Genomic DNA, 16,641 nt, shown 5'->3' with positions numbered 1-16,641 from the left:
GGTCCGCCGGGGCGGCTCTCAGGAGCCGCTTCCGGCGCGCTCGGAGCGGATGCGGGTCACCACGTCGCCGGCGGCCGTCTTGATCGACTCCAGTTCCTGGAGGTAGGCCCAGTAGTCCGGGTGCGCGCCGGTGAGGCGCTTCGGCGCGTGCTCCAGCCGTTCCACCAGGGCGTCCAGCGCGCGCGCATGGTGCGGCGCGGCGCCGCCGGGCTGCGCCATGGCGAGCCGCTGCGCGTCCCGCACCGCGAACCGGGCGCTCTCGACCGGCTTTTCGGGGTCGGCGGCGACCGCCTCCAGCTCCGTCACCCGCCCGGTGACCTGCCCGGCGCGCCGGTCGGCCCCGTTCAGCTCGGTCCGCGCGGCGGTCAGCGCCTGCTGCGCCCGCTTCCACTCGGCGGCGCGGGAGAGGGCCATCGCCTCGTTCAGCCGCTCGCGCGCCCGCTCGACGCCCGCCTCGATCGCCTCCGGCGCGCCCCGCAGGTCCTGCCAGCAGGCCTGCGAGTAGGCGCGCAGCAGCGCCTTCATCGCCTCCCGGACGGGCCCGACGCGGTTCGCGACGACGTCCACGCGGGTGCGGACGGACGCCAGCGAGTTGCGGACCTTCTCCGCCATCCTCGGCAGCTCCTCGGCCGCCAGGCGGGCGCTCTCGGCGATCACTCGCACCTCGTCGGCCTTGCGCATCGCCCCGTCCAGCCCGAGCCCGCCCAGCCCCTGCGAGCCGAGCAGCGCCAGGGCCTCCTTCGCCCGCGCCAGCTCCGCCTCGGGGTCGGAGGCGTCCATCCCGGCCGCCCGCGCGGCCTGCACGGCGGCGTCGGCGGCGGCGACGGCCTCCCGGGCGGCGGTGAGGCGCGGCGGAAGCTGGTCGAGGGCCGCCTCCAGCCGTGCCATCCGCTGCGCGAGCCGCTCGGCGAACCCGTTGAGGTTCCGGGTGATCTGCTGCAGCCGCTCCGTGGACGCCATGAACGCCCTGCGGGCCGCGTCGTACTCGGCGGGCGACCGCTCCCGGTCATCGAGGTCGTGGGCGTCCAGGACGGAGATGTAGGCCACGGAGGCGGCGTCGGCGGCCTCCGAGAGCCCGGCGAACTCCCGCCGGACCGGCGCGGCGGCCGCCGCGTCCAGATCCTCGAAGACGGTGACGCGCCCGTCGAGGAACTTCTGCGCCTGGTCCATGTCGTAGAAGGCGGTGGCGGCCGCCTCGCGCGCCTGGATCGCCGCGTCGGCGGCCTGACCGCCCCTGCCGCGCCGCCGCTGGTCGCCCGTTCCCCGCAACGCCGCCTCCCTTCGTCCTCATGCCCAGTCTCGCGCAGTCCAGGAGTTCTCGCGTAATGGGTTCACAACGGATGGAACGGATAGCATCGCTGCTGCGTCGATATAGCGAGACGCCTGCCCGGCGTCCGGTACGTCATGCGATCTTGGAGGAACGCCGTGGGAGTCAGTCTCAGCAAGGGCGGCAACGTCTCGCTCACGAAGCAGGCCCCCGGCCTGTCGGCCGTGACGGTCGGGCTCGGCTGGGACCTGCGCACCACGACGGGCACCGACTTCGACCTCGACGCGTCCGCGCTGGTGCTGGACGCCTCCGGAAAGATCCTCACCGACCAGCACTTCGTCTTCTTCAACAACCTGCGGACCCCGGACGGCGGCGTCGAGCACACCGGCGACAACACCACCGGCGCCGGTGAGGGCGACGACGAGCAGATCAACGTGAACTTCGGCGCGATGCCCGCGGAGGCCGAGCGGGTCGCGTTCGCCGTGTCGATCTACGACGCCGACAGCCGCGGCCAGAACTTCGGCCAGGTCCGCAACGCCTACATCCGGGTGCTCAACCAGGGCGACCGGTCCGAGATGGCCCGCTACGACCTGACCGAGGACGCGTCCATGGAGACCGCGATGGTCTTCGGCGAGCTGTACCGCAACGGGGCGGACTGGAAGTTCCGCGCGGTCGGTCAGGGCTACGCGTCCGGCCTCGCGGGCATCGCGATGGACTTCGGCGTCAACATCTGAACGACCTCAACCCCGGGAAGGGAGTGGCCCGAACATGGGAGTCTCACTCGCCAAGGGCGGCAACGTCTCGCTGACGAAGGCCGCGCCCAATCTGACCGCCGTCACCGTCGGCCTCGGCTGGGACGTGCGCGCCACCACCGGCGCCGACTTCGACCTGGACGCCTCCGCGCTGATGCTCGGCCCGTCCGGCAAGGTGATCTCCGACCAGCACTTCGTGTTCTTCAACAACCTGAAGAGCCCCGACGGCTCGGTCGAGCACACCGGCGACAACCTGACCGGCGAGGGCGAGGGCGACGACGAGTCCATCAACGTCGACCTGACCGCCGTGCCGCAGGACTGCGACCGGATCGTGTTCCCGGTGTCGATCTACGACGCCGACAACCGGCAGCAGAACTTCGGGCAGGTCCGCAACGCCTTCATCCGGATCGTCAACCGGACCGACGGCAGCGAGCTCGCCCGCTTCGACCTGACCGAGGACGCCTCCACCGAGACCGCCATGGTCTTCGGCGAGCTGTACCGGCACGGCGCCGAGTGGAAGTTCCGGGCCGTCGGCCAGGGCTACGCCTCGGGCCTCGCCGGCATCGCCATGGACTTCGGCGTCAACGTCGGCTGACGGCCGCCGCCCCGCAGGACGGCCGGCCGGGCCGGCCGTCCACTCTCAGAGAAATACGCGCATGATTCTTCGCACCTTCGGATGGGCCTTCGGCATCACGGTCCTCGGCCTTCTGGTCGCCGCCCTCTACGACGGGGGGACCGGGCTCGCCCTGGTCGCCGTCCTCGCAGTGCTGGAAATCTCACTGTCGTTCGACAACGCCGTGGTCAACGCCAAGGTGCTGGACCGGATGAGCCCGTTCTGGCAGAAGATCTTCCTGACCGTCGGCATCGCGATCGCGGTGTTCGGCATGCGGCTGATCTTCCCGCTGCTGATCGTCGGCATCACCGCCAAGCTGAACCCCTTCGAGGCGTTCGACCTGGCGCTGAACGACCCGCACAAGTACCACCACCTGATGAACGACGCGTATCCGATGATCGCGGCGTTCGGCGGGATGTTCCTGCTGATGCTGTTCCTGGACTTCGTGTTCGAGGAGCGGGCCGACAAGTGGCTGCCGTGGCTGGAGGCGCCGCTCCAGCGGATCGGCAAGCTCGACCAGCTCTCGGTGGTCGTCGCGGGCGGGGCGCTGGCGTTCACCGCGGGGCTGTTCGCCGACGAGCCCGGCCAGGTCATGATCGCCGGCGTGCTCGGCATGGTCACCTACATCCTGGTGAACGGGCTCGGCGAGCTGTTCTCCGAGGCGACCGAGGACGAGGACGACGAGGACGGGGACGGCGCCGAGCCCGCCGCGGAGCGGGCGCCGGCCCGGTCCGGGCCGAGCTCGCTGGCGCTGGCCACCGGCAAGGCCGGGTTCTTCCTGTTCCTCTACCTGGAGGTGCTGGACGCCTCGTTCAGCTTCGACGGCGTCATCGGCGCGTTCGCGATCAGCACCGACCCGATCATCATCGCGCTGGGCCTCGGCATCGGCGCCATGTACATCCGGTCGCTGACGGTGTTCCTGGTCCGCAAGGGCACCCTGCACGAGTACGTCTACCTGGAGCACGGTGCCCACTGGGCGATCGGCGCGCTCGCGGTGTGCATGCTGGTCAGCATCGGCCGGCACGTCCCCGAGTGGCTCACCGGCGGGGTCGGCGCGGGCCTGATCATCGCCGCGTTCATCAGCTCCGTGGTGCGGAACCGGGCCGAGGACGGCCCGTCCGCCGCAGCGGGCGGCGACAAGCCGCTGCACTCCAGCAAGGTCTGATCCGGCCCGTCCGGCCGGGTTCCGACGGACGGTGCACCCGCGCACGGTGCACCGTCCGCACCCATACCGTCCGGCCCCCATACCGTCCGACACCCTGACCCGACCACGGCCGCACCGTCCGTACCCTTACGTATCCGCACCCGTACCGTGCGCACACCCGTACCGTCCGCACCCCGCGACGACCGCTCATCATCACCAAAGGAGCCGACGATGACGATTTCGCTGCAGAAGGGGCAGAAGGTCTCGCTGGCCAAGCCCGGCGGCGGCACCCTCACCCGGGTCAGGATGGGCCTGGGCTGGGACGCCGTCGCGAAGAAGGGGCTGTTCGGCAAGGGCAAGGCCCAGTCGATCGACCTGGACGCGTCCTGCCTGCTGTTCGACGCGAGCGGCAACCTCGCCGACTCGGTGTGGTTCCGGCAGCTGCGCAGCAAGGACGGGTCCGTCCAGCACACCGGCGACAACCTGACCGGCGCGGGCGAGGGCGACGACGAGGTCATCAACGTCGACCTGCAGAGCGTCCCCGCCAACGTCACCCAGCTGGTGTTCACGGTGAACTCCTTCACTGGGCAGGACTTCTCGCAGATCGAGAACGCGTTCTGCCGGCTGGTGGACGAGGCGACCGGGCAGGAGATCGCGCGGTACGACCTGAGCGGCGCCGGGCAGCACAACGCGCAGATCATGGCGAAGGTGTCGCGGGACGGCGAGGGCTGGACGATGACCGCGATCGGCGCGACCGCGTCGGGCCGCACCTTCCAGCACCTGCTGCCGGCCGTGTCGGTTCATCTGTGATCTGGACGGCATCTGTGATCTGGACGGCATCTGTGATCCGGAAGGCCTGTGCGACGTGGGAGGCACCTGTGACCGCGGTGCCGCGATGACGCGATGCTCGCGGTGATGTGGGGCCGGTATGCGGCACTTTGATCACATCGACGCCGCCTACCGGAAGCACCTGTTCTACCGGCATCCCCGGCCGTTCGGCCGGCACGACGACCCGGCGGTGCTGGCGGTGGCGCTCGGCGCGACCCTGTACTGCCCCGCCACGCGTCCCGGGCTCGCGGGCGACATCGAGAAGGCGGCGCGGCGCGGCGTGATGAGCATGGTCGTGTGCCTGGAGGACGCGATCGGCGACGACGAGGTCCCGGAGGCGGAGGCCAACCTGGTCGCGCAGCTGCGGGACCTGCACGCCCGGCGCGCGGACGACCCGGACGGCCGCGGGGAGCGGGACGGCGGCGGGTCCGTCGGCGGCGTGCCGCTGCTGTTCGTGCGGGTCCGCGATCCCCGGCAGATCGGCGACATCGCCGCCCGGCTGGGGCCCGCGGCCGGTTTGGTCAGCGGGTTCGTGCTGCCGAAGTTCACGGCGCACTCCGGTGGAGCGTTCCTCGACGCGCTGGAGGACGCGGCGGCCCGCACCGGGCTGCCGCTGCTGGCGATGCCGGTGCTCGAGAGCCCGGAGACGGTGCACAGCGAGAGCCGCACCGAGGTGCTGCACGACGTGGCGCGGCTGCTGGCCAAGCACCGCGACCGGGTCCTCGCGGTCCGGATCGGCGCGACCGACATGTCGGCGGCGTACGGGCTGCGCCGCCCGCCGGACCTGACGATCTACGACATCCGGCCGGTCGCCGCGGCGATCACCGACATCGTCAACGTGCTCGGCCGCGCGGACGGCAGCGGCTTCGTGGTGACCGGCCCGGTCTGGGAGTACTTCTCGGCGGGGGAGCGGATGTTCAAGCCGCAGCTGCGGCAGTCGCCGTTCGAGGCGCTGCGGGCCGCGCCGCTGCGGCAGCGCCTCATCACCTCCGACCTGGACGGGCTGATCCGCGAAGTGCATCTGGACAAGGCCAACGGACTGACGGGCAAGACGGTCATCCACCCGACCCACGTGGCGGCCGTGCACGCCCTGTCCGTCGTGACGCACGAGGAGTACTGCGACGCCGCCGACATCCTCGGGTACGCGGGCGGCGGCGCGATGGCCAGCTCGTACGCGAACAAGATGAACGAGGCGAAACCGCATCGCGCCTGGGCGGAACGGCTCATGCTGCGCGCGCGCGTGTTCGGCGTCGCGGCGCGGGACGTGACGTTCGTCGAGCTCCTGGAAGCGGCGGACAGCCGATGACGGAGCGGCTCGATGAGGCGGTGAGGGGCGTCGGCGCCGTGCGGTCCGAGCCTCCGGTGTGGCCGGGGGCGTGGGTGACGTCCCGGCTCGGCGTGCGTCTGGTCGACGGCGACCGTCCGGTGGGGGCCGGGCTGGCGTCGATGGTGGGACTCGCGGTCCGCCGCAACCCGCGGCGTGCGCATCTGCTGGTCTCCGCGGTGCTCGGCAAGCACGTCCCGACCGATCCCCGGCTGGTGTACGGGTCGGGGCTGCTGCTGGGCGAGCTCGTGCGCGCGCGCCTGCGCGACGAGGCGCCGTCCGTTCCGTCGGGTCCGCTCAAGGACGCCTTGGCGGGCGCGCCTGGCGCGGCCGCTTCGTTGCGCGACGCGTTGCGGGAGCCGCGTCCGCCCGTGGACGCCATCGTGCTCGGCTATGCCGAGACCGCGACGGCTCTGGGGCATTCGGTGGCGGACGCCCTGGGCGGCGCCTACTACCTGCACTCCACCCGCCGGCCGGTGCCGGGTTTCGCCGCGTACGGCGGGTTCGAGGAGGAGCACAGCCACGCGACGAGCCATCTGCTGCTGCCGTCCGACCCGGCGGCGCTCGACCGGGACGTCCCGGTCGTGCTGGTGGACGACGAGCTCTCCACGGGGCAGACGGTCCTGAACACGATCTCCGCGCTGCACGCGCTGCGCCCCCGGAGGCACTACGTCCTGGCGGCCCTGGTCGACCTGCGCGGCGCGTCCGACCGCGCGCGCGTGGACGAGCTCGCCGCACGGCTGGGCACGCGCATCGACGCCGTCTCCCTTGCCGGGGGGCGGGTGGAGCTGCCGGACGGCGTCCTGGAGAAGGGAACGCGGATCGTCTCCGAGCTGTCCGCCGCCGCCGTGCCGGCCGTTGGGGACGCGGCGCTCGGTGTCGCGCGCGTCCGGCTCGATTGGCCGAGCGGCGTGCCCGACGGCGGTCGCCACGGGTTCCTGCCCGGCCATCGCACGGCCCTGGAGAAGGACGTGCCGCGCATGGCCGACGCCGTGGCCGCGGAACTCGGGGAAGGCGCGTCCCGCGTGCTCGTGCTGGGGTTCGAGGAGCTGATGTACGCGCCGCTGCGGCTGGCGGAGGCGCTCGCCGACGCGTTCCCGGGCCTGGACGTCCGGTACTCCACGACGACCCGCTCACCCGTCCTGGCCGTGGACGACCCGGGGTACGCGATCCGCACCCGGCTCGCGTTCCCGGCGCACGACGACCCGGCGGACGGCCCGGGGGAGCGGTACGCCTACAACGTCGCTCCGGCCGCCTCCCGCCCGCCGTTCGACCGCATCGTGTTCGTGGTGGACGACGTGGGCGACACCCAGATGCTCGCCGGTGGTCTGGTGGCGCGCCTGCGCGCGCTCGCGCCCGTGGTGGTCGTCACCGTCCCGTCCCATAGGGGTGACAAGTGAGGCCGTTGTACGGGCCGGACTTCGGCAGCTACCGGGCGGAGGACGTCGCGTGGCTGCTGAAGGACCTGTCGGACGCGCGGCTGGAGGCGCCCACGGAGGAGCGCGAGGCCGCGATCCAGGCGGGCCGCGCCCACTACGCCGAGTCGCTGCCCGTCGAGTACCAGCCGGGCCCCGAGTACCGGCGGCTGTTCGAGGAGGCGCTGGAGGCGTCCGCGGAACGGCTCGCCTACGCGACCGGACTGGTCGCCGAGCAGATCATCGCCGAGCGCGGCCCGGACGCCGTCGTGGTCTCGCTCGCGCGCGCGGGCACCCCCGTCGGGATCCTGGTGCGGCGCTGGGCCCGTTTCGCGCACGGGCTGGACCTTCCGCACTACGCGATCAGCATCGTCCGGGGCCGGGGCATCGACACCGTCGCGCTGCGGTACCTGGCCGCCCGGCACGACCCGTCCGCGGTGATGTTCGTGGACGGGTGGACGGGCAAGGGCGCCATCACGCGCGAGCTGACCGCGGCGCTCGACGGGACCGGGTTCCCCGCCGACCTGGCCGTCCTCGCGGATCCCGGCCGCTGCACCCCGCTGTACGGCACCCGCGACGACTTCCTGATCCCGTCCGCGTGCCTGAACTCCACCGTGTCCGGGCTGGTCAGCCGGACCGTCCTGAACGCCGAGCTGATCGGCCCCGGCGACTTCCACGGCGCCAAGTCCTACGCCGATCTCGCCGCCGACGACGTGTCCGCTCTGTTCCTCGACACCGTCTGCGCGCGCTTCGCGGACGTGGCGGAGCGGGTCGCGAAGGACGCGCCGGACCTGCGGGCGTCCGACCGCGAGCCGGACTGGTCGGGATGGGAGGCGGTCCGCGGGGTGGCGGCGGAGCACGGCATCGACGACCTCAACCTGGTCAAGCCGGGCATCGGGGAGACGACACGGGTGCTGCTGCGCCGCGTCCCATGGAAGGTCCTCGCGCGCGCGGACGCGGGCCCCGAACTGGCGCACATCAGGCTTCTGGCAAACGAACGCGGCGTGCCCGTCGTGGACGTCGAGCCGGACGCGTTCCCCTACGCGTGCATGGGGCTCATCCACCCGCGCTTCGGCAAGGGGGCCGTCCAGTGACCGTGCTGGTGTGCTCGGACCTGGACCGTACGCTCATCTACTCGCAGGCCGCGTTCGCGTTGGACGGCCCGGACGAGGCCATGCCGCGCCTCGTCTGCGTCGAGTTCTACCAGGGCGCTCCCCTCTCCTACATGACGGAGGCGGCCGCGCGCACACTGGAGACCCTCGCCGCGTCCGCCGTGTTCGTCCCCACGACGACGCGGACACCGGAGCAGTACCGGCGCGTCCACCTGCTGGAGAAACAGCCCGCCTACGCGATCTGCGCGAACGGCGGCCACCTCCTCGTGGACGGCGAGGACGACCCGTCATGGTCGGCGTCCGTGCGGGCCCGCATCGCGGACGGATGCGCGCCGCTCGCCGAGATCAACGACCGCCTCGTCCGGACCGGCGGGGAGTTCGTGCTGAAAAGGCGTACCGCGTCCGACCTGTTCGCCTACACGGTCGTCGACCGCGCCGCGCTCCCGCCCGGCTGGGTCGACGACCTCGCCGGCTGGTGCGCCGAACGCGGCTGGCGGACGTCCCTGCAGGGCCGCAAGGTCTACTGCCTGCCCGCCTGCCTCACCAAGGCCGCCGCCGCGGCCGAGGTCGCCCGCCGCACCGGCGCGTCCGCGATGCTCGCCGCCGGCGACTCGCTGCTGGACGCCGAACTCCTCGAAGCCGCCCGCGCGTCGGTCCGTCCCGCGCACGGCGAGCTCCACGACGCCGGCTGGACGTCCCCGGCCACCGCCGTCACCGCGTCCCGCGGCATCGCCGCCGGCCAGGAGATCACGAACTGGCTGCTGCACCGGGCGGAAAATCACCGCTGACCGGACCCGGCCGTCGGGAAACGACGCCGCGCGGGGGCTCGCCGGGGCCGCGATCGCGGGTCACAATCACACTAGGACCCCGCTCCCGCCGCCGCGAGGAGGTACCCCTGCCCGCATGAGCTCCCGTCTCTCCGGCGACGAGACCGCCCTGTGGAAGGCCGCGGCCCGCGTTCTGGACGCGAACTGGACCGGGACCGCGACCGCCGCGTCGCCCGGCCTCTACCCCCACCAGTGGAGCTGGGACTCCGCCTTCATCAGCCTCGGCCTGGCCCGGCACCGCCCCGAGCGCGCCCAGACCGAGCTGCTGTCGCTGTTCCGCGGCCAGTGGTCCGACGGCATGCTCCCGCACATCGTGTTCAACACCTCCCTCGCCCGGCACGCCTTCTTCCCCGGCCCGGAGCTGTGGCGCAGCACCGAGCAGCCCGCGGCGCCCCGCGGCGTCCAGACCTCCGGGCTCACCCAGCCGCCCGTGCACGCCCTCGTCGCCCTCCGCCTGCACGAATGCGCCACCGACGGGGAGAGCAGCCGCGGCTTCCTCGCGCGCCTCTACCCGATGCTCGCCGCCCAGCACCGCTACCTCACCACCGCCCGCGACCTCGGCTCCAGCGGCCTCATCGCGATCTGCCACCCGTGGGAGTCCGGCCTCGACAACAGCCCCGCCTGGGACCGCCCCCTCGGCGCCCTCCAGCTCCCGCCGAGCGCCTACGCGCCCGCCCACCGCTCCCGCGCCCTGCCCACCGGCGAGGACTACGACCGCTACGTCCGGCTCGTCGCCCTCATGCGCGAGGCCGGGTACCGGCCCGGCTACCTGCGCGACTCCCACCCGTTCGCGGTCGAGGACCCGCTCGTCAACGCCACCTTCCTCGCCTCCGCCCACGCCCTCGCCGAGGTCGCCCGCATCGTCGGCGCCGACCCCGCCCCGCACCTGGAGTCCGCGCAGCGCGTCCACGCCGCCCTCCTCGACCGCCTCTGGGACGCCGACACCGGCTGCTTCCGCGCCCGCGACCTGCGCGACGACCGGCTCCTCCCCGTCATCACCGCCGGCTCCTTCGGCCCCCTCCTCGACCCCGAGCTGCCCGCCGCGCACGTCCGCAACCTCGTCGACCTGCTGCTGTCCGCCCGGTTCGCGGGCGCCGCCGGATACCCCGTCCCCACCTGCGACATCCAGGCGCCCGCCTTCGACCGCGGCGGCTACTGGCGCGGCCCCACCTGGATCAGCACGAACTGGCTGATCTGGTACGGCGCCCTCGCCCACGGCCTGCCCGTCGTCGCCGACCTGCTGTACGGCTCCACGATGCGGCTCGTCCGGCAGTCCGGGTTCCGCGAGTTCTTCGACCCCTTCGACGGCACCGGACGCGGCAGCCACGACTACTCATGGTCCGCCGCCCTCGTCCTGGACCTGCTCGGGGCCCGCCGCGCGCCGCAGGCCGCCTGATCGCCTACCGTTGGGGCATGCGCCTACTCCGGGGCCACCTGCCCTCCGCGGTCCGCGACGCGCTCACGATCGAGCGGGGCGAACGCGTCCTCGCGTCCGCCCCCACCCGCGGCGGCTCCCACGTGGTCGCCACCACCGCCGCCCTGCACGTCCCGGCCCCGTCCGGCGGCTTCACCCGCGTCCCGTGGGAGCGCGTCGACCAGGCCACCTGGAAGGACGGCTGGCTGCACGTCGAGGAGACCTCCGGCGGCGCGGAGCACCACGTCCGCCTCACCGAGCCCGGCTCCGTCCCCGAGACCGTCCGGGAACGCGTCACCGCCACCATCGCGGTCACCCACCAGGCGAGACTGCCCGGCGGAGGGAAGGTGCGCATCGCGGGCCGGCGCCCCGCCGCCGGCGGCGACGTGCGCTGGACGTTCGTCTTCGACGCCGGCCTCGACCCCGACGACCCGGGCCTGCGCGCCCAGGCCGAGCAGGTTCTCGAGGACCTGCGCCGCCAGACGGGCCTCTAGCCCGGGTAGACCTTCGGCTCGTCCTCGGCCTGGTGCCGGCCGGGCATCTTCTGCTGCGGCACCTTCTCCTTCGCGGTCGAGGCCATCTCGCCGGCCTTCCCGCGCGCCGCCCCGGCGAACTCGCCGCCCTTGGCGCGCAGCATGCCCGCGGCCTCCTGCACGTTCGGGTTCTCCGACACCTGCCGCGAGACCCGCTTGATCTGCTCGTAGCGTTCCCGCCCGGCCTTCGTCCCGAGGACGTAGCCGATCGCTGCGCCTGCCATGAACATCATGCGCGCTTTCATGATCAACTCCCTGTCGGGGCCGTTCGATCCACCCCCTATACCCGCGAACGCCGCCGCCACCCGTAACGCGTGCGCGAACAGCCCCGGACATGCGCTAACCTAGACGCGCTGGCAGGGGCCGAGGCCCCGCCGGACGCACGATCCCGCGTAGCTCAATCGGCAGAGCAGCCGGCTGTTAACCGGCAGGTTATTGGTTCGAGTCCAATCGCGGGAGCCGAGGTGGCGAGGGCTGCTCGGTGGGTTGTGCCCACCTTCGCCTTTGCCCGCTGTGTTCACCCGGGGGGCGACCCCCGGACTCCCGATGTGGGGGCTCCGCCCCCACGCCCCCTCCCGGTCGCGGTCGGTTCGGTCGGAGGCCCTGTCGAGGAGCTCTGCTCCTTGGCGGGGTCTTTTTCGTTACTGGCGGGAGAGGACTCGGGTGATGCCGGCGGCGATCGTGGTGGCGAGGATCCAGCCCGACGCGATCAGGGCGGCGGCCAGCCACTGGTACGGGCCGCGCGGGTTGAAGGCCGGCTCCTGGCCGAAACTGATGATCGGCAGGAGCAGGTCCAGGGTGTAGAGGAACGGATTGAAGGCGGGCGCCTCGTCCTTCTTGAGGGGGACGGGGTGGTGAGCGGCGAAGAGCGCGGTCCCGATCGCGAGGAGAGCGGCCAGGAGGATCCCAGCGCGGAGCGGACGGTAGCCGTAGCCGACGGTCCAGTCCTGGGCGACGCCCCAGGCGCGGGCGATGGGCGGGAGGGTGTGCCGGCGGCGGCGTTGCTTCGCCAGGCGGACGGTCCGGGCTTCGACATCGCGGCCCATGCCCTGGAAGACGGCTGCGAGCTGCTCGTACGGCTGAGGGTGGTAGCCGTCGGCGGCGTTCAGCCAGGCGAGGCGGGCGGCGAGCGGGCCGGGCTTGTCGATGGTCTCGTAGACGAACCCGTCGAGGTGGGGGCGGGCGGGCCAGTGGGCGGGGTCGTCGCGGAGGATGCTGATGCGGGCGTGCCGCAGGTCGACCGTCCCCTCGGTGAGGGTGCAGCGGGAGAGCCACAGCATCTCCGCCCGTACGCGCCGGAGGCCGAGCGCGAGGTCGCCGTAGCCGCTGATCGTCGCGTCGTCGAAGCCGAGCTCGCCGACGCGGGCGCCGGCGAGGGAGATGCGCCCGGCCGCGGTGAACCCGTCGCGGCAGTTCAGGACGCCGCTGATGGTCAGGCCGTACCCGATGAGCGACCGTCCGCCGGGGTTGGACAGCTGCGCGCCGTCCAGCTCGACGCTCGCGCCGATCACCGTGTCGATCAGGCGGATCTCGCCCTCGGCGCGCAGGCCCTCGCCGGCGAGGCCGCCGGTGACCTCGGCGCGGCACAGGCTGAGCGCCTCGCCGCCGGGGTCGCTGAGGTGCGCGCCGGCGAAGTCGGCCGTGCCCTGGACGGTCGCCGAGTCCAGGCAGACCCGGCCGCGGGTCCGGAACCCGTTCGCGGCGCGCAGGCTGCTGCCCACGGTGATGAGCCGCGCGTTCAGCGCGGTGCCGCCGGGGGCGTCGAGGTCGGCGCCGCTGAGCAGGAGGGTGCCGCCGATCGCCGCGGAGCGCATACCGACCTTGCCCTCGGCGCGGAACCCTCCGTCCAGGACGGCGGCCCCGTCGATCCGGGCGCGGTCGGCGTCGAGGGCGGTACCGCCCGGGTTGGACAGCCGGGCGGCGGTCAGGACGAGACGGCGGCCGATCCGCGCGTCCGGCAGGCGCACCTCGCCGTCGGCGGTGAGGCCCCGCGCGTGCAGCCCGGACGGCAGCTCGATCCCCTCGGCGTCGAGCGCGACCGCGCCGGGGTTGGACAGGCGCGCGCCGTCGAGGACGCAGGTCCCGCTGACGTGCGCGCCCTGCAGCATCAGCTCGCCGGTGATCTCCGCGTCGGTGGCGTCGATGTTGCGGGCGACGGTCAGCGCGTAGGCCTCGACGCCGGCGAGGCGGGCCGCGCGCAGCGACAGCGTCCCGTCGATCCGGGTGCCGACGAGCTGCAGCGGGCCGTCCAGGCGGCAGCCGCGCAGCCACAGCAGGCCGTCGACCTGCGAGTCCGAGGCGGAGAGGCCGGGCAGCCGGGAGCCGGTCAGGCTGAACTGCCGTATCCGGCTCGCGTAGAGGGCGGGCGGCTCGTCGAACACGCAGTCGCGCATCAGCACCGCGTACCGGACCTCGGCGAAGGACAGGTCGAGCACGCCGGTGATCCGCGCGCCGGTGAGCCGCAAAGCCGGGACCCGCCCCGCGTCGGCCGGGCGGGCGCCCAGCAGCAGCGCCGAGACGACCTCGCCGCGCACCGCCTCCCCGGTACCCGTCAGATCGACCTTGCCCGCGTTCGGGAACGCGTCCCAGAGCGCTCGTTCCGCGTCCGACAGATCCTCGATATCCATTTGGCCCTCATGCATACACCGCCGCGGCGGGCGGCGCCACGGCACCGGCCCTAGACTCGCGTTCATGCTGCGTCTGGGCTTTCCGGTGATCGGTGTGACCGACCTCGCGCGCGCCGTTGCGTTCTGGACGGCGGCGCTGGACCTCGTGGTCGTTTCCGATTGGGAGAGTCCGAACTGGCGGACGCTGGACCACGCGGACGGGTCGGGACGGGCCCTCGGGCTGATGCGCAGCGAGTCGCCCCCCGAGCCACGCCCGCGCCTGCACCTCGACCTGTTCGTGGACAGCGCCGCCGAGCAGGAGGCCGAGGTCGAGCGGCTGGTCGCGCTCGGCGCGAGCCGCGTCGACTGGGACCTGTACCCGCCGGACCCGGACTTCGTCGTCCTCGCCGACCCCGACGGCAACGTCTTCTGCGTCGTCGACCTCAGCCGCGCGCCGTCCGGGTCGGGCTGAACTCGGCCGTCCGAAGGCGGTGCCGTTAGTGTCCGGGGATGGACATCGGCGAGTTCATCACCGTCTTCAAGGACGGCGGTGTCCGGGCCTGGCTCGCCTGGGACGCTCTCGAGGCCGCCGGTTGCGTGGTGCGCGAGCGGTTCAGCCGGTCGCCCGACGTCCTCGGCGGCCTGTTCACCGTGTGGTACCGGAGCGCGGACGGCACCGACGGGGACTGGCGGAACCCCGGAGACCGGCCCCTCAGAGTGGCGGAGTGCGCGGACGCGATCGACGTCCTCCCGGCCGACCGGCGGCGCCGGATCCTCCGGTTCACGGAGGCGTTCCGCGGAGAGGACGCGCCGGTGCGGCTCGTCCTGCCGGCCTATGCGGTGGGCGGGGACGAGGCCGTGCTGCTCGACGGCACCCACCGGGCCGTCGCGGCGAGCCTGGCGGGCGTGGAGGTCCGCGTCATGCTCTTCGTGCTGGACGGGCCGGTCGATCCGCAGATGCTCCCGGATCTCGGGCACCATCGGTAGGAGCTCAGGCGGAGGTACCGGTGCCGGTGTTCTCCGGCGGGGGCGCGTACCCCGCCAGCGCCCGGCGCATGGAGTGGTCGAGCAGCAGGTTCCGCAGCGACTCGAAGCGCTCGGAGCGGCGGAGCCTCAGGACGGAGCCCAGGACGACCGTCCAGAGGGCGGCGGCCAGCAGCGCCGCGAGCACGAAGAGCCAGGCCCGGGGAGAGGCCGAGACCGTGAGGTCCGCGGCGGCGAGCCCGATGGGGATCAGCGTCGCGGTCAAGATGTTGATCTCTGCTTCGGCGGAGTCGACGCTGAAACCGGTGGCGTGGTTCCTGAGCCACGTCTTGGCGTAGACGAAGCGCTCGTAGGGCAGCGAGTAGCCGTGGTAGCCGCCGATCACCCCGCGCTCGCCGAGCCGCCGGCCCTCCTCCTCGAGAGCCGCGAGGTAGGGGTGCGCTTCGAGGAACTCCTCGTACCGGGCCGGGCCGACCAGCTCCGCGAGCGCCGCGGAGGAGCCGTCCCGCAGCCGGAGGGGAGGGAGCCTCTCGAGGAGGCCGACGACCTTGAACCCCAGTTCGCGGCACACGTAGCCGACCACGTACCCGACGGCGAGGACCGCCAGGGCCACGATCAGCGAGACGATCACGTTGGACTGGCCGAGACCCTTGGCGACCTTCACCTCCGCCGTCCGCGCGACGAGGAAGGCGGTCTCGGCGACGATGCACACACCCGGTGCGAGAACGCTGGTGAGCTGCAGGGAGACGTAGAAGGAGAGCCGTCCCTGCGCCATCTTCGCCGCGCCCACGATGCTGTTCAACGGGTCCACCGGCACCTCCCGCCCCGAGCGTAGCGATGATCTTGGGCGCTGGAGCTGGCCGTTTATGGCCGGATGCGCCCTCGTCGGGCCGTCCGGGCTCCCGTGCCTGTCGGCGGCGTTCCAGCGGGGGGTCCGTCCGCGCCCGGCGGGGAATGTCGGTGGCGGGTGGGAGCCTGCGGGGCGTGGGGATTCATGTGGCGAGCCGGCGTCGCGCGCCGGCGTCGGTGGAGGCGGAGTGGCCGGGGGCGGTGGTGCTGGACGTGACGTCGCGGGGCCCTCAGCCGTGGGTGCGGTTCAGCCCGTTCTACCCGCACGGCGGCATACCGGTGCCGTTCTCGGACGGGGAGACGGGCGCGTCGGTCGAGGGGATCTGGCAGGCGCTCAAGGTGTTCGAGGGCACCGACGTCGACCCGTCCCGGCTGGCGATCACGTCGATGAAGGGCATCAAGCGGACGGTCCGCAAGCACGGGCCGGTGCGCGGGCACCGGGCGGGGCTCGGCGGGGACGAGCTGCTGCCGTACGGGCGGGCGCGCCGGGACATCTACCTGCCCGCGTACCGGTGGGTCCTGGAGAACAGGGTCGCGGACCTGGTCGAGGAGGTGCGGCGCCTCGGCGAGGTGGTGCTGCTCGACTACACCGTCAACGGGGACGTGGACGACCTGTCCAGGCCGCTGTCGCACGCGGCGCTGATCGGGGCGTACGCCGAGGGCCGGTGGCCCTGACCGGCGCGGACGCCGCCCCTGCGATGGCGTCCGCGCGGAGGGCCGTCGGGCTCGCGGTCAGGCGCGGCCGCGGGTGAAGCGGCCGGAGAACGCCCAGCCGAGGCCGAGCAGCACGCCGCCGATCGCGGCGACGAGGCCGAGGGCGGGGGTGTCGAGCACGGCGAGGAGGGCGATGAGGAGCCCGTAGAGGATCGTGAGGGCGAACAGGGCGGCCCGGACCGGGTTGTTGTTCATGTCCGCAATGCTTCCGGCGGCGGCGCGGCAGTACTATCCACCGGTCGGTGGACAGAGCGGGCCG

At 73.1% G+C, this 16,641-nt stretch carries 18 protein-coding genes and 1 tRNA gene; 14 read left to right on the top strand and 5 right to left on the bottom strand.

Annotation, left to right across the window (positions count from 1 at the left end; translation table 11 throughout):
* Window positions 1–18: 18 nt before the first annotated feature.
* A complete protein-coding gene (locus J4557_RS33255; RefSeq protein WP_208270735.1) occupies window positions 19–1,269 on the bottom strand; it encodes a molecular chaperone DnaJ in 1,251 nt (416 codons plus the stop codon).
* Window positions 1,270–1,425: 156 nt separating this feature from the next.
* On the opposite strand from J4557_RS33255, the gene J4557_RS33250 reads away from it, so the two are divergent.
* The 10 genes from J4557_RS33250 to J4557_RS33205 all read left to right on the top strand — a co-directional run bounded on the left by J4557_RS33250 (window position 1,426) and on the right by J4557_RS33205 (window position 11,190).
* Window positions 1,426–2,001, top strand: a complete 576-nt coding sequence (locus J4557_RS33250; RefSeq protein ID WP_208270734.1) for a TerD family protein — start codon at window positions 1,426–1,428, stop codon at window positions 1,999–2,001.
* Window positions 2,002–2,035: 34 nt separating this feature from the next.
* The gene (locus tag J4557_RS33245; protein ID WP_190867757.1) at window positions 2,036–2,614 is read left to right on the top strand and encodes a TerD family protein; all 579 of its coding nucleotides are present in this window, start codon (window positions 2,036–2,038) and stop codon (window positions 2,612–2,614) included.
* A 61-nt stretch (window positions 2,615–2,675) separates the two neighbouring features.
* On the top strand, window positions 2,676–3,797 hold the full coding sequence (locus J4557_RS33240) for a DUF475 domain-containing protein (protein ID WP_208270733.1): 1,122 nt from the start codon (window positions 2,676–2,678) through the stop codon (window positions 3,795–3,797).
* A 210-nt stretch (window positions 3,798–4,007) separates the two neighbouring features.
* Window positions 4,008–4,586 (top strand): TerD family protein, encoded by a 579-nt coding sequence (locus J4557_RS33235; protein ID WP_208270732.1) that lies wholly within the window; start codon window positions 4,008–4,010, stop codon window positions 4,584–4,586.
* A gap of 118 nt (window positions 4,587–4,704) precedes the next feature.
* Window positions 4,705–5,910 (top strand): HpcH/HpaI aldolase/citrate lyase family protein, encoded by a 1,206-nt coding sequence (locus tag J4557_RS33230; protein ID WP_208270731.1) that lies wholly within the window; start codon window positions 4,705–4,707, stop codon window positions 5,908–5,910.
* On the top strand, window positions 5,907–7,328 hold the full coding sequence (locus J4557_RS33225) for a phosphoribosyltransferase family protein (protein WP_208270730.1): 1,422 nt from the start codon (window positions 5,907–5,909) through the stop codon (window positions 7,326–7,328). The genes J4557_RS33230 and J4557_RS33225 overlap by 4 nt, the downstream gene beginning before the upstream one ends.
* Window positions 7,325–8,437: a cysteine protease StiP family protein gene (locus J4557_RS33220; protein WP_208270729.1), complete on the top strand. Its 1,113-nt coding sequence runs from the start codon at window positions 7,325–7,327 to the stop codon at window positions 8,435–8,437. The genes J4557_RS33225 and J4557_RS33220 overlap by 4 nt, the downstream gene beginning before the upstream one ends.
* Window positions 8,434–9,243: an HAD family hydrolase gene (locus tag J4557_RS33215; protein ID WP_208270728.1), complete on the top strand. Its 810-nt coding sequence runs from the start codon at window positions 8,434–8,436 to the stop codon at window positions 9,241–9,243. The genes J4557_RS33220 and J4557_RS33215 overlap by 4 nt, the downstream gene beginning before the upstream one ends.
* 115 nt (window positions 9,244–9,358) lie before the next feature.
* Window positions 9,359–10,678 carry an MGH1-like glycoside hydrolase domain-containing protein gene (locus J4557_RS51175; RefSeq protein ID WP_208270727.1) on the top strand — a complete coding sequence of 440 codons (1,320 nt, stop codon included), beginning with the start codon at window positions 9,359–9,361 and terminating at the stop codon, window positions 10,676–10,678.
* A gap of 17 nt (window positions 10,679–10,695) precedes the next feature.
* Window positions 10,696–11,190 (top strand): hypothetical protein, encoded by a 495-nt coding sequence (locus J4557_RS33205; protein ID WP_208270726.1) that lies wholly within the window; start codon window positions 10,696–10,698, stop codon window positions 11,188–11,190.
* On the opposite strand, the gene J4557_RS33200 is transcribed toward J4557_RS33205, so the two are convergent.
* The gene (locus J4557_RS33200) at window positions 11,187–11,474 is read right to left on the bottom strand and encodes a YtxH domain-containing protein (RefSeq protein WP_208270725.1); all 288 of its coding nucleotides are present in this window, start codon (window positions 11,472–11,474) and stop codon (window positions 11,187–11,189) included. The two genes, J4557_RS33205 and J4557_RS33200, sit on opposite strands and share 4 nt — an antisense overlap.
* 141 nt (window positions 11,475–11,615) lie before the next feature.
* Between J4557_RS33200 and J4557_RS33195 the strand changes: the two genes are divergently transcribed.
* Window positions 11,616–11,688: transfer RNA gene (locus J4557_RS33195), tRNA-Asn, on the top strand.
* A gap of 182 nt (window positions 11,689–11,870) precedes the next feature.
* Here the strand turns inward: J4557_RS33195 and J4557_RS50015 are convergent.
* The gene (locus tag J4557_RS50015; protein WP_243776730.1) at window positions 11,871–13,856 is read right to left on the bottom strand and encodes a hypothetical protein; all 1,986 of its coding nucleotides are present in this window, start codon (window positions 13,854–13,856) and stop codon (window positions 11,871–11,873) included.
* Between the two features lie 64 nt (window positions 13,857–13,920).
* Here J4557_RS50015 and J4557_RS33185 point away from each other — a divergent pair, with 64 nt between their 5' ends.
* Both J4557_RS33185 and J4557_RS33180 read left to right on the top strand, forming a co-directional pair.
* Entirely contained in the window at window positions 13,921–14,307 is a 387-nt protein-coding gene (locus tag J4557_RS33185; RefSeq protein ID WP_208270724.1) for a VOC family protein, read from the top strand.
* Between the two features lie 38 nt (window positions 14,308–14,345).
* On the top strand, window positions 14,346–14,822 hold the full coding sequence (locus J4557_RS33180) for a hypothetical protein (protein WP_208270723.1): 477 nt from the start codon (window positions 14,346–14,348) through the stop codon (window positions 14,820–14,822).
* Window positions 14,823–14,826: 4 nt separating this feature from the next.
* Here J4557_RS33180 and J4557_RS33175 read toward each other — a convergent pair whose 3' ends face one another.
* The gene (locus J4557_RS33175) at window positions 14,827–15,630 is read right to left on the bottom strand and encodes a hypothetical protein (protein ID WP_208270722.1); all 804 of its coding nucleotides are present in this window, start codon (window positions 15,628–15,630) and stop codon (window positions 14,827–14,829) included.
* Between the two features lie 173 nt (window positions 15,631–15,803).
* Here J4557_RS33175 and J4557_RS33170 point away from each other — a divergent pair, with 173 nt between their 5' ends.
* Entirely contained in the window at window positions 15,804–16,343 is a 540-nt protein-coding gene (locus J4557_RS33170; protein WP_208270721.1) for a DUF6939 family protein, read from the top strand.
* A gap of 57 nt (window positions 16,344–16,400) precedes the next feature.
* On the opposite strand, the gene J4557_RS33165 is transcribed toward J4557_RS33170, so the two are convergent.
* Window positions 16,401–16,577, bottom strand: coding sequence for a hypothetical protein (locus tag J4557_RS33165; RefSeq protein ID WP_208270720.1), 177 nt, complete (start codon window positions 16,575–16,577; stop codon window positions 16,401–16,403).
* Window positions 16,578–16,641: the final 64 nt, after the last annotated feature.

The sequence above is a fragment of the Actinomadura nitritigenes genome (genome assembly GCF_017573545.1).
GTDB lineage: Bacteria > Actinomycetota > Actinomycetes > Streptosporangiales > Streptosporangiaceae > Spirillospora > Spirillospora nitritigenes.
The sequence above is the reverse complement of the archived record's forward strand: the minus strand, read 5'-3'. Positions and strand labels throughout refer to the sequence as shown.

What these genes read in the sequence shown, in the direction of transcription:
- J4557_RS33200 (WP_208270725.1), bottom strand. Translation starts at nt 11,474, where the DNA reads ATGAAAGCGCGCATGATGTTCATGGCAGGCGCAGCGATCGGCTACGTC.
- J4557_RS33225 (WP_208270730.1), top strand. Translation starts at nt 5,907, where the DNA reads ATGACGGAGCGGCTCGATGAGGCGGTGAGGGGCGTCGGCGCCGTGCGG.
- J4557_RS33205 (WP_208270726.1), top strand. Translation starts at nt 10,696, where the DNA reads ATGCGCCTACTCCGGGGCCACCTGCCCTCCGCGGTCCGCGACGCGCTC.
- J4557_RS33235 (WP_208270732.1), top strand. Translation starts at nt 4,008, where the DNA reads ATGACGATTTCGCTGCAGAAGGGGCAGAAGGTCTCGCTGGCCAAGCCC.
- J4557_RS33245 (WP_190867757.1), top strand. Translation starts at nt 2,036, where the DNA reads ATGGGAGTCTCACTCGCCAAGGGCGGCAACGTCTCGCTGACGAAGGCC.
- J4557_RS33165 (WP_208270720.1), bottom strand. Translation starts at nt 16,577, where the DNA reads ATGAACAACAACCCGGTCCGGGCCGCCCTGTTCGCCCTCACGATCCTC.
- J4557_RS50015 (WP_243776730.1), bottom strand. Translation starts at nt 13,856, where the DNA reads ATGGATATCGAGGATCTGTCGGACGCGGAACGAGCGCTCTGGGACGCG.
- J4557_RS33230 (WP_208270731.1), top strand. Translation starts at nt 4,705, where the DNA reads ATGCGGCACTTTGATCACATCGACGCCGCCTACCGGAAGCACCTGTTC.
- J4557_RS33240 (WP_208270733.1), top strand. Translation starts at nt 2,676, where the DNA reads ATGATTCTTCGCACCTTCGGATGGGCCTTCGGCATCACGGTCCTCGGC.
- J4557_RS51175 (WP_208270727.1), top strand. Translation starts at nt 9,359, where the DNA reads ATGAGCTCCCGTCTCTCCGGCGACGAGACCGCCCTGTGGAAGGCCGCG.
- J4557_RS33185 (WP_208270724.1), top strand. Translation starts at nt 13,921, where the DNA reads ATGCTGCGTCTGGGCTTTCCGGTGATCGGTGTGACCGACCTCGCGCGC.
- J4557_RS33180 (WP_208270723.1), top strand. Translation starts at nt 14,346, where the DNA reads ATGGACATCGGCGAGTTCATCACCGTCTTCAAGGACGGCGGTGTCCGG.